Genomic DNA, 11,189 nt, shown 5'->3' on the forward strand with positions numbered 1-11,189 from the left:
GTGGGAAACTACTTACATGACTGAGTCTCCCACCATGTCGTCTCCCGCCGTGTCCCCCACCATGGAATATGACGTCGACCGCCTATCGCGTCGCGCCACCCTCGTGGGTATCGCCGCCGCCGCTCTAGGTGGTGGCCTTGTCACGCTTCTTGGCTTCTTTGCCTTTAAGACGGTCTCCCTCCCGGCGTTCAGTACGTCGATGGTGACCCGTGCGCTGAGCACCGCGGGAACTGCGCTCACCGTTCTCCTGGTGGGCGCTCTGTGCGTGTGGTGGGTTATTGGCGCTTCGCCGCGCCCCCGTTGGCGGACGTGGCTCACCACCGCCCTGTGCTATATTTCTCCGGCGCTTCTTACGCTTACCAGCATTGGCCTGCCACTGTCGGCCTCCCGTCTCTGGCTCGACGGCGTCCAAGTTGACCAGGTATTCCGCACCCAGTTCCTCACCCGCGTCACGGAAGCCAGCTCCTATGCGGACATGAACTACGAGGGCCTGCCCACCTTTTACCCACTGGGCTGGTTCTGGTTGGGCGGCCGGCTGGCCAACATCCTCAACATGCCCGGCTGGGAGGTCTACCAACCCTGGAGCCTCATCTCCCTGGCCGTGGCCGGGTGCATCCTGGTTCCGCTGTGGCAGCGGCTTGCCGGTTCCCTACCGGTTGCCACCGCCATTGCCTTGACCACTACAGCAGTGACCCTGACTATCGGCGCTGAAGAACCGTATTCCGCGGTCATCGCAATGGGCGTACCAGCGGTAGCTGTCCTGTGTTCACACGCCTTCTACGGCTCCTCGTGGTTCTCCGCCGCCGCAATCGCCATCTACCTCGGCATCTCCGCCTGCTTCTACACGCTGTACACGGGAGCCGTGGCGCTCACCATCGTCAGCCTCATTGCACTCGTCACGTGCGTGGGCGACCGTACGTGGACTCCCCTCGTGCGCCTCACCGCCATCGCGGCCGGATCCCTGGCCATCGCCGCGATTGCTTGGGCACCGTATCTGCACGCCGTCCTGCACGCCACCGCCCCGCTAGAATCCACCGCGCAGCACTACCTGCCGGAGGAGGGCACCCAAATCCCGGCGCCCTTCCTCTCCTTGTCCGTCATCGGCGCCCTCAGCCTTATTGGCCTGATCTACCTCATCTTGCGCGTCGATGAGCCCGAAATCCGAGCTATGGGCACCGCGCTCGTCGGCACCTACCTGTGGACTTTGGCTTCCATGGTCATGACTCTTGCCGGCAGCACGCTGCTGGGCTTCCGCCTGGAGCTGATGGTCGCGGTGCTCTTCGCCACGGCGGGCATTCTCGCGCTGGCCGACGTCCGCCTCATGGGCCTGCCCACGCTCTACCCGGCGGGCATTACTGAGACCACCAGCAAGCGCATGACCCTGGTCTTTGCCATCATCATGGGGCTGGGCGGTATTTACTATGCGCAGCAAATCCCCGCGACGAACGTGACCGCCTTGGATCACGCTTATACCGATACCGACGGCTACGGGGAGCGCGCGGACCGCTACACCAGCGATTCTTCCGCTAATTACGGAAAGATCCGTGAGTTCATCGACGCCCAGGGCTACGCGGCCGACGACACCGTCGTCCTCACGGACGAAAAGCTCTTCATGGCCTACAACCCCTACTACGGGTTTAACGCCTTCACCAGCAACTATGCCAACCCGTTGGGAGAGTTCAGCACCCGTAACCTGCAGATTGAAGAGTGGGCTTCCAATTCCTGGGACCAGACTCCGAAGGAATTCTCGCATTCCCTCGAGTCCTCACCGTGGCGCGGCCCAGACGTGCTCATCTTCCGCGGTGATATCGAAGAACCCGGGGATGGATACAAGACGCACTTGGCAGAAGACATTTACCCCAATCAGCCCAACGTGCGCTACCGCGCGGTGTTCTTCAACCCGGAGGTCTTTGAAGAGGGCTGGACCACTAAACAGATTGGTCCCTTCGTCGTCGCGGCCAGATCTTAATAAGCCATGGCGGTGACGTAGACTGATCGCCGTGTCAGATCGGAATACCTCTTCACTGCGAGCACCGCAGTCTCTGCGGATCACCGCCATCATCGCTGGATTCATCGGTTTCCTGTGCTTTGTGGCCACGCCGCTGCTGCCGGTGAACCAAACCCAATCTTCCTTCGATTGGCCCCAGCAGGGATCCCTGCAGTCCATCAACGCCCCGCTCATCTCGGTGGCGCCGGAGGAGATCGATGCAGAGATCCCTCTGAAGGCCGTCGATAAGCTGCGCGATGGCCAGGACCTGCTCTACGGCACCGTGCCCCCGGAGTCCAAGAAGGCCTCCAACCGCGGCATGTTTGTCCGCGCCGGCGAGGATGGTCTCTCGGTGACCAGCCTCGATGAGGTCATTTTCTCACTCACGGCCGAGCAGGTGGCGAAGCTGCCTGAGGACTCCACGCTCCGCATCCAATCCACCGGTGACGGCACCACCGTCTCCTTGGGCAAGCACAAAGAGACCTCCGAGGAGGATCTCCGCCCTCAGGTCACCGGCGTTTATACCGAGATCGACGATTCCCCGGAAGCCCTCGCCGAGCTTGGCGACGACCTCCGCATCCACGTGGAGATCAACTCTCGGTTCACCTCCTCCCCGACACCGCTCAAGCTCATCGCCATGTGGCTGGGCCTGGCCATGGTGGTGATCAGCCTGGTCTGCCTGTGGCGAATCGACCGCCTCGATGGCAAACGCCGTGGCTTCATGCCCGAAACTTGGAAGCAGATCCGCCCGCTCGATGGCGTCGTGGCGGCTGTTCTCGGCTGGTGGTACATCTTCGGTGCTAATACCTCCGATGATGGCTTCATCCTCACCATGGGACGCGTTTCCGATCACGCGACCTATATGGCGAACTACTACCGCTGGTACGGCGTCCCCGAAGCCCCGTTCGGCGCGCCGTACTACGACCTCGTGGCATGGCTGGCGCAATTCTCCAGCGCGTCCATCATCGTGCGCCTGCCTGCGCTTATCTCAGCGCTCATCATCTGGTTTATCTTGTCGCGCGAGATGCTTCCGCGCTTCGGCGCTCGCGTCAACGAGCGCCGCCTGGCGCACTGGACCGCCGCGTTCATGTTCCTGGCTTTCTGGCTGCCCTATAACAACGGCATCCGCCCCGAGCCCATCGTGGCCCTCGGCGTCATGCTGACGTGGGCCTCTTTCGAGCGCGCCATCTCCACCCAGCGCCTCCTTCCGGCGGCGGTGGGCACCATCATCGCCACCATCACCCTGGCCGCTGGCCCCACCGGCCTCACCGCAGTGGGCATCTTCCTGGTCTGCCTGCCCGCCCTGTTCCGCATCATGGGCAAGCGCGCTCCCCAGGTCGGCTGGGCAGCTCTCATTGCCCCGTTCCTTGCCTGTGGCACCGCTGTCATGGTCGCTGCCTTCGGGGACCAAACGCTGGCGTCGGTCCTCGAATCCACTCGCGTGCGTTCCGCGGTCGGCCCGTCCCTGCCGTGGTATTCGGAGTTCGTGCGCTACTCCACACTCTTCGAGCCCTCCGTGGACGGCTCCCTGACGCGCCGCTTTGCCATGTTCACCATGCTCTTCTGCTTGGCGCTCATCATCTATGCCTTCATCAAGGACCACCGCGTCGTCGGTGCGGAGGCAGATCCCACCAAGCGCCTGCTGGCCATCATGGCGCTCTCGGCCTTCTTCCTCATGTTCACGCCGACGAAGTGGACGCACCACTTCGGCATTTACGCCGGTGTCGCCGGTGTCATCGCCGCGCTCGGCTCGGTGGTCCTTTCCCAGATTGCCATGCGCTCCCCGCGTGCCCGGACCTTCTCCATCGCCGCGGTGATCTTCCTCCTGGCCATCTCCCTGGGTGGCTGGAACGCCTGGTGGTACGTGTCCTCCTTCGGCATCCCGTGGTGGGACCGCACCGTGCAGTTCAAGGGCATCGAGGCCAACACCGTGGTGCTGGCCATCGCCATGGTGGTCCTGGCGATTGGCCTCTACCAGTCCCTGGTTCACAGCTATCGCAAGAACAAGGCCGAAGCCGCCGGCACCCTCGAGGAATTCGAGGCCGCCAATGCCGCCAAGGTCTCCCGCTGGGCGGGCGTCATGTCCGCACCGATTGCGGCGGCCTGCATTATCATCGTGGCCTTCTCGTGTGCCTCCTTTGCCAAGGGCTACGTGGCCCAGGCGGATTCCTACTCCGTGGGCAAGGGCAACCTGGCTTCCCTGCGCGGCGATACCTGCTCGCTGGCGGATTCCACCATGATGGAGACCAACACCAACGAATCCTTCCTCACGCCAGTCGAGGGCGAATTCCAGGACTCGCTCGTTGACAAGAAGGAGGACAACTTCGGTTTCGGCCCCAATATGATCAAGGAAGATATTGAGCCGGAGAACCTCAACTCGGCGTCGGTAGGCGCTATTGCCAACACCACCAGTGACGACTCCGCTGCGTCTAACGAGCAAACCGAGACCGAAACTGAAGAAAAAGTAACCGAAGTCACCGACACCTCCGCCGGCGGCGTGCGCGGAACCCTGGGTGTCAACGGCTCCGAGATGCACCTGCCGTTCAACTTGGATTACCGGAAGGTCCCGGTCATGGGCTCCTACGATGAATCGCAGCGCTCGACCGCCACCATCACCACCCAGTGGTACAACTTGCCGGAACCTGGCGAAAACACCCCCGTCCTCTCGGTCGCTGCCGCCGGCAAGATTTACCACCACGACGTCAACGGAGTGGAGCAGGAGGGCACCGAGCTCACCTTGGAGTACGGAACACTCAAGGATGGCAAGGTCACCAACAAGGGTGAGGCCGAGCTTTCCGACGTCGGCGCGACCCCCAAATGGCGCAACCTCCGCATTGCTCTAGACGAGCTCCCAGAGGAGGCCAACGTTGTGCGCCTCGTCGCGGTAGACGATTCCACCGATGAAGACGATTGGATGGCGTTTACCCCGCCGCGCGTCCCGGAGCTTGCCACCATCAACTCCCAGTTCGATTCCTCTACCCCGGCACTCCTCGACTGGTCCGTCGCCCTGCAGTTCCCCTGCCAGCGCACCTTCGACCACTACGCCGGCGTGACCGAGATCCCGCAGTTCCGCATTCTTCCCGACGCCGCCGCACAAACCTCCCTCACGGACTTCCAGTCCTTCTCCGGTGGTGGTGCGCTGGCAACCGCGGAGGCAGTGAACTACTCCTATGAGATCCCGAGCTACCTCAACAATGATTGGGCGCGCGACTGGGGCTCCATTGAAAAGTATGAGCTGCGCACCAACTCCCGCGGCGAGGCCCCGCTCGAGGCAGATATCGACCAAGAAATTATCCAGCGCTCCGGCCTGTGGAAGAACTCCGAGATGAAGATTCGCCCGGAGGGCGAGCAGTAGGGATTAAAGAAACTCGGCCGAATCTTTAATACGCTGCCGCGCCACGGCCGGGGTCGAAATACGGTGCATGGACACGTACTCCGCAGTCTGTGCACCGGGGATTTCCACGCGCTCAGCAATCTCGTCCTGCGCCGCGGTCTGGACCAAGATGTCAGAATACAGCCCCGGCAGCTTCTCAACATCGAGGACGTAGTCGCCGCGGATCTCCTCCGGCAGCTTGGCCAGCGCGCCAAAGTCGGGGAAGGTGAGGAGGAGGGCGTCGGCAGGCACCAGCGCTGCGAGCGCCCCACCGGAGGAATATCCCCACACCGTCACGCGCTCGGCACCATGCTCACGGGCATAATCGACGGCCGCCTGAACCGACTGGACCATCTCCGCCACGGTGTGCTCCGGCGCCAACGGGTAATCGACATCGATGATCGTCGTGCCCGACAACTGCGCTGCGGCAGCAACTTCGGGCCGCCATTGCATTTCTAGTGCCTTGCCGTCACCGCGCCACCAGCCGCCGGAGTGCAGCGACACCGCCCAGCGACCAGACTCTTCTGACGGCCTAAAAATCGCTCCCACCTCAGAGTCTTCAACACTCACGCCTTCCGTAAAAACGGTGCCGGGTAGCGAGTGATCCACAGCGGAACCCAGCACCATCATGGAGGCCTGCACGATACGGTCCGGCAGCAGCGCGCAATAGCGGTCCGCCTCCGGCGAACCTCCACCGGCCCACGGCGGGCGGAAATCCGGCAGCGGGTAGTGCACCTCCATGTAGGAGGAGAGCTGCTCGAGCTGTTGTTCTGGACTTAGCTGGCGATCCTGGCCGCCGATATTCCACTCACTCATGGCCCCCAAGGGTACTACCAGATGGTGACGCGCTCCTCTGGGACAAGACCACCCTCGACATCAAAAGCCTCGTAGAATTCGTCGATGTTCTCCGCGATGATGTTGCAGCGGAACTCCGCCGGCGAGTGCGGGTCAATGGCCAAGTACTGCGTGGCCATCTCCGGACGAATAGCAGTGCGCCACACGCGCGCCCACGCCAGGAAGAAGCGCTGCAGACCGGTGTACTCGTGCTTTGCCAATTCCGGCTCAGCGCCCTCGGCCTCAAACGGCGCTACCTGGCCGTTGATGTCCAGGCCCTTGTCGGCGCAGTAATTCTTGTAGGCCACCACAGCAATACCCAGTCCACCCAGGTCACCGATGTTCTCACCCAGGGTGAAGCTACCGTTGACACCCGCGGAATCGGTGCCCTCCAGCACCTTCGGCACCTGTCCCTGGAACTGGTCCACCAGCTTCGCGGTCAGCTTCTCGAAGGCCGCGCGGTCCTCATCCGTCCACCAGGAGTTGAGGTTGCCCTGGCCGTCATACTGCGAGCCCTGATCATCAAAGCCATGCCCAATCTCGTGGCCAATCACCGCGCCGATGGCACCGAAGTTCTCCGCCGCGTCCGCGTCCGGATTGTAGAAGGGCGGGCGCAGAATCGCCGCCGGGAAGGTGATGTCATTGACTACTGGGTTGTAGAAGGCATTGACCGTCTGCGGGGTTGCGAACCACTCGTCGCGGTCGGCCGGCTTGCCAATCTTGGCCAGCTCATAATCGTGGCTCCACGCACTCCCTGCGCGCACATTGGCCACCAGGTCCGCACCCTTGGGAGAAAACTCCAGGTCGGAGTAGTCACGCCAGGTCTCCGGATAACCAATCTTGGCCTTGAACTGCGAGAGCTTCTCCAGCGCACGCTCACGAGTAGCCGGGGTCATCCACTCCAGCTGCGAAATCCTCTCGCGGTATGCGGCGGTAAGGTACTCCACCAGCTCATCCATCTCGGACTTCGAAGACGGCGGGAAGTGCTTGTCCACGAAGACCTTGCCAATCTCCTGGCCCACCATGTTCTCTGCCAGGCCCACGGCGCGCTTCCAGCGGTCACGCTGCTCGGTAGCGCCAGAAAGCTTGGTTCCGTAGAACTCGAAATTCTTCCTGCCGATCTCCTCAGTAAGGTACGGCGCGCGCGACAGCAGAATGTGCCACGTGGCCCACAGCTGCCAATCCGCCATGCGGCCGGCGGTAAACAGACCCTCCAGATGCTCAAAATACGACGGCATCATAGCTACCGCACGGTGCTCGGGCAGTCCCCCACCCTGCAGGATGGCACGGGTGATGCTGGGCAGCTTGGCGACGTCCACCGGGTTATACGTCTTCACCGCATCACGCGAGGCCACCACATCCCAATGCCCTGCAGCAATTTCCTTTTCCAGATTCACGATGCGCGTAGCGGCCGCTTCCGCGCCCAGCCCGAAGAGGCGAGCCGGATCCAGGAATCCAAGCATCGCTGCGACGTGCTTCTCGTAGGCCTCAAGCGTCTCCGCGTGGGCTTCCTCGCGGTAATAAGCCTCATCTGGAAGGCCCAGGCCGGACTGGATAATGTAGGCCACCGCCTCCTCGGAGCCGGAGTCCTTTTCTACCCAGAAGGTAACCGGGGCGCCGACGCCCTCGCGCTCCAGCACGCCCAGGTTGTGCGCCAGCTCTTCCGGGTCCGCCGCCACCAGCTTGTCCAAATCTTCGGCCAAAGGCGCCGTTCCCGCAGCGTTCACTCCCTCAACGTCCATGTGGGAGGAATACACGATCCCCGGACGGCCTTCGTCTTCCTTAACGATGTCATGGACGAGTTCCTCGGCTTCGTCGCGAAGCGCGTGAAAAGTCCCGTCAACACCGCGGTCATCGGGAATAACGTGGGACTCAATCCAAGGGCCATTAACAAACTGATACAGATCCTTCATGCACTTCACTCTATGTCAGATGTACCCATTAGTGTGGTGTGCATGACTTCTTATCGTTTCCCGCCAGCGAAGATGACGGGGCCGTTTTTCGCTGTGCTTGGGGTGACCCTCCTCGTGCTCGGCACGCCCGCCGTCCTCAGCTTGGCGCTGCCGGACCACGATCCTGAAACCGAGCCTGTTGTCCTCGACGATCCTGAGTGGCGTCAGCCTATCGACGGCGTCGAATGCAGCGTGAACTACGATTCCGTGGCCAACCAGGCGTGGGATTGCGGCGATACCTTGGTCGAGGCCTACCTCACCTCTGATGTCGACGATGACGAGCTGGCCCTGCGCCGAGCTGTGCGCGCCACGACCTTCGGGTCGATGCCGAAAGAAGAAGTAGAAAACCAAGACGGCATCCTCGTACTGCGAACGTATACATACATCCCGGTCGTTGCCTTTAGCGTGGCCAAGGACGATCTCAACTACGAGCTCGTCTTTTCAGACGGAAACCCAGAAGAAATCGCCGATCAGTTTATGGAGGCCTTCAAGTGAGCAAGATCTTCCGCGTGGCGCTGTGGGTCATCATTGGTATCTGCCTGCCTGCAGCTCTGATCAACCTGTTAGGTGCTTTCCTCGTTGCCCCGCTGCCGGGCCTAATAAGCCTGCTGATCGGCTTTGCTTTCTTGGCGCTGGGGCTGTATCTATGGCGCTTGAGCCCAATGTGGGCATCACCTGCCAAGGGATGGGCCACAGCCAGCGTGCTGTGGGGAGCCGGCACCGCGGTGTCTTTGGCGCTCCTATCAGCACTTCCGTTCAGCTCCCTCACCAAGGGCGTGGGATGGGAAGAATCCATGATGTCATGGGCCGGAGCTTATCCGGAGGAGTTCGCCAAGGCGCTGGGCGTGGTTTTTGTGTTACTCAGTTTCCGCCAGCTCAACCGCCCTTGGCATGGTTTCATCGTCGGCGCGCTTGTGGGCTGGGGTTTCGAGGTCTTTGAAAACGTCCTCTACGCTTCTCTCGGCGCCGTCATGCACCCGACGTCTGATTGGATTGGCATGCTGCAGATGTGGGGGCTCCGCCTTGTGGCGGGCCCAGGCCTACACATGTCACTGACGGCCATCGCAGGCTTTGGCATCGGCTGGGCCATTTACGCCGCCCACAAAACGTGGTGGTGGCGCCTCGGAGTGGGCGTGGGCGCGCTTTTTGTTTCCTTCTGTCTCCATTTCGCGTGGAACTACATGTGGGATGAGACATGGCAGCTGGTCACGCAGTACATCGTGGTCGCGCTCATCCTCTACCCCATCGTCATCACCCTGGGGCTTCGCGCCCACCGCCTAGCCAAGGCGGACGATACCTACTCGCACTCGCCCGGCTCAGCCAGCCTGCGCTGAATTAGTCAAACTGCCCCTGCAGGACAGCCACGGCGTCAAGCGGAGTTACGTGATAGGAAATGGGGTTCTGGTTTGCGCCGGCCATGAGGGCGTGGGCGCAGGAGTGGCCCGCTCCCATCATGTGGCCGAGCTCGTGAGCGATGGTTCCCTGAAGCGCCTCTGGGTACTGAGCGGTGGCCGCCTTGATGAAGAGCATCCCGTGGTCCGGGTAGGCCGTACCCTGGACGTAACCATTCGGCTCCGGCTTATAGATGATGGCGATGGTGTCATCATCGGCCTCGGACGGCGCTACTTCCTTCAGAGAAGCCTTGCCGTCGAGAGCATCGTTCCACTCAGCTACCGCGGCATCGAGCTGCTCGCGGTAGGGGAAGTTATCCGCCACCTTGTACTTGAGCACGCCGCTCTTGAAGTAGGAAGGAACGGAATCAGCATCGTGCAGAATCGACGGATCCGGAACCGGCTTTCCTTCGTTTGCCAACTTGGTGATGGAGGTGCAGGTGCCAGGGGAAATGAGCGAACGAGTTTGGTCGCTCTTCGCCGAAGCCGACGGGGCAACGGTCAAAGCAACAACAGCAATGGCCGCGATGGACAGGGCCTTACGCATAGGGAAATACCTTTCGGGTTAGTAACCGCTTATTTGGTAGCCGAGAATATATTAATTTCTCAGTTTCCGCAAAGGTAAAACTTAGCTAAACCCGTGGCCAATCAGCACACGTGCGATGAACTAGGCACAGCGCGCTTCAGCTCCGCACACGCCCTATCGCGCAGGTCCTGAGGGGGCGTCGGCAAGCTCGGCGCTTGCGGCTGTACCTCCACCGCGCCGAGCACATCTGCGGTGAGATCCGCGGGAGATCCATAGGTATTTGCCGCCACACTATATCCAGGACCGAAAGAAGCGCTCGCATGCACCTGCCGGTCATCCGACCACCCAAATTTCGTTCCGATAATGCCCGGAATCCGCGCGGTGCCGAAGTCCTGACGATATCCGTCGGATGCCGTAGGCGCTGCCGTCGCCATACCTTTCATGAGCGGTGCAGCAACTGGGTCACCAGATATCACCCCAATAAAGCGAGCGAGATCCTCCGTCGACGTCGTGGTATTGCCCCAGTAACCGTTGTGATGGGTCTCCCCCAAGCGATATTCCCCGATGATGGAAGGTATGGCCTGCGGATACTTCCGCTCCAGATCGCTAGCGGTGCCATCCTCAGAGAAGCGAACCATGTTTTCCACCCGCGCTTTATCCTCCGGCGCGCCATATTTCAGGACCCACATTCCTAGGTACAGCTTCGCGAGGGATAGCGCAGGACGAGACTCGTGGCCATTTCCAGTGGAAACCGAGTTTCCGTCGGCATAGCGCACGGTCATTTGAGTGCGTGGCGGAACCTTTCCAGGATCAAACGTCAGGGCCTGGGCGGATGGCGCAGCGACGGTCGCTAGCGCAAGACCAGCAATAAGGGAGCGGAGTTTAAGCACTTTCATAGATTAACTCAAGCCACAGCTTCAACAGGCTTGATTGGTACATAAGCGCCGCTGCCCAAGGGATTCAGCGCGCACCCTTCCCCACGCTAGGGTTCGAACAGTAATTTTATTAGCTTCTTACCCAACAAGCCCCTCCCAACGAAGCTCAAAGCGGCGGAAGGCTGGGTAAATGCAATATCAGTAGGCACATTCACCTTGTTGCGACCGGCTATTTGGTAGCAGTGTCGTGA

General features: G+C 61.3%; 8 protein-coding genes. 4 read left to right on the top strand and 4 right to left on the bottom strand.

What is annotated here, in order from left to right:
- Window positions 1-16: 16 nt before the first annotated feature.
- Window positions 17-1,969 (top strand): galactan 5-O-arabinofuranosyltransferase, encoded by a 1,953-nt coding sequence (locus HMPREF2912_RS02715; RefSeq protein WP_070683157.1) that lies wholly within the window; start codon window positions 17-19, stop codon window positions 1,967-1,969.
- A 31-nt stretch (window positions 1,970-2,000) separates the two neighbouring features.
- On the top strand, window positions 2,001-5,342 hold the full coding sequence (locus HMPREF2912_RS02720) for an arabinosyltransferase domain-containing protein (protein ID WP_070683158.1): 3,342 nt from the start codon (window positions 2,001-2,003) through the stop codon (window positions 5,340-5,342).
- Window positions 5,343-5,345: 3 nt separating this feature from the next.
- Here the strand turns inward: HMPREF2912_RS02720 and HMPREF2912_RS02725 are convergent, their stop codons facing one another.
- A complete protein-coding gene (locus tag HMPREF2912_RS02725; RefSeq protein ID WP_070683159.1) occupies window positions 5,346-6,176 on the bottom strand; it encodes an alpha/beta hydrolase in 831 nt (276 codons plus the stop codon).
- Window positions 6,177-6,190: 14 nt separating this feature from the next.
- Window positions 6,191-8,107, bottom strand: a complete 1,917-nt coding sequence (locus HMPREF2912_RS02730; protein WP_070683160.1) for a M13 family metallopeptidase — start codon at window positions 8,105-8,107, stop codon at window positions 6,191-6,193.
- A 42-nt stretch (window positions 8,108-8,149) separates the two neighbouring features.
- On the opposite strand from HMPREF2912_RS02730, the gene HMPREF2912_RS02735 reads away from it, so the two are divergent.
- Window positions 8,150-8,641 (top strand): hypothetical protein, encoded by a 492-nt coding sequence (locus tag HMPREF2912_RS02735; RefSeq protein ID WP_070520291.1) that lies wholly within the window; start codon window positions 8,150-8,152, stop codon window positions 8,639-8,641.
- On the top strand, window positions 8,638-9,480 hold the full coding sequence (locus HMPREF2912_RS02740; protein ID WP_070624713.1) for a PrsW family intramembrane metalloprotease: 843 nt from the start codon (window positions 8,638-8,640) through the stop codon (window positions 9,478-9,480). The genes HMPREF2912_RS02735 and HMPREF2912_RS02740 overlap by 4 nt, the downstream gene beginning before the upstream one ends.
- A 1-nt stretch (window position 9,481) precedes the next feature.
- On the opposite strand, the gene HMPREF2912_RS02745 is transcribed toward HMPREF2912_RS02740, so the two are convergent.
- Together HMPREF2912_RS02745 and HMPREF2912_RS02750 are read right to left on the bottom strand one after the other, a co-directional pair.
- The gene (locus HMPREF2912_RS02745) at window positions 9,482-10,084 is read right to left on the bottom strand and encodes a zinc metalloprotease (protein WP_070520298.1); all 603 of its coding nucleotides are present in this window, start codon (window positions 10,082-10,084) and stop codon (window positions 9,482-9,484) included.
- A 101-nt stretch (window positions 10,085-10,185) separates the two neighbouring features.
- Window positions 10,186-10,959: a hypothetical protein gene (locus HMPREF2912_RS02750; protein ID WP_083303761.1), complete on the bottom strand. Its 774-nt coding sequence runs from the start codon at window positions 10,957-10,959 to the stop codon at window positions 10,186-10,188.
- Window positions 10,960-11,189: the final 230 nt, after the last annotated feature.

The organism is Corynebacterium sp. HMSC056E09, from assembly GCF_001813425.1.
Classification (GTDB): Bacteria; Actinomycetota; Actinomycetes; order Mycobacteriales; family Mycobacteriaceae; genus Corynebacterium; species Corynebacterium hesseae.

Coding starts and splice junctions, on each gene's coding strand:
- HMPREF2912_RS02715 (WP_070683157.1), top strand. CDS start 17: ATGACTGAGTCTCCCACCATGTCGTCTCCCGCCGTGTCCCCCACCATG.
- HMPREF2912_RS02725 (WP_070683159.1), bottom strand. CDS start 6,176: ATGAGTGAGTGGAATATCGGCGGCCAGGATCGCCAGCTAAGTCCAGAA.
- HMPREF2912_RS02730 (WP_070683160.1), bottom strand. CDS start 8,107: ATGAAGGATCTGTATCAGTTTGTTAATGGCCCTTGGATTGAGTCCCAC.
- HMPREF2912_RS02735 (WP_070520291.1), top strand. CDS start 8,150: ATGACTTCTTATCGTTTCCCGCCAGCGAAGATGACGGGGCCGTTTTTC.
- HMPREF2912_RS02745 (WP_070520298.1), bottom strand. CDS start 10,084: ATGCGTAAGGCCCTGTCCATCGCGGCCATTGCTGTTGTTGCTTTGACC.
- HMPREF2912_RS02750 (WP_083303761.1), bottom strand. CDS start 10,959: ATGAAAGTGCTTAAACTCCGCTCCCTTATTGCTGGTCTTGCGCTAGCG.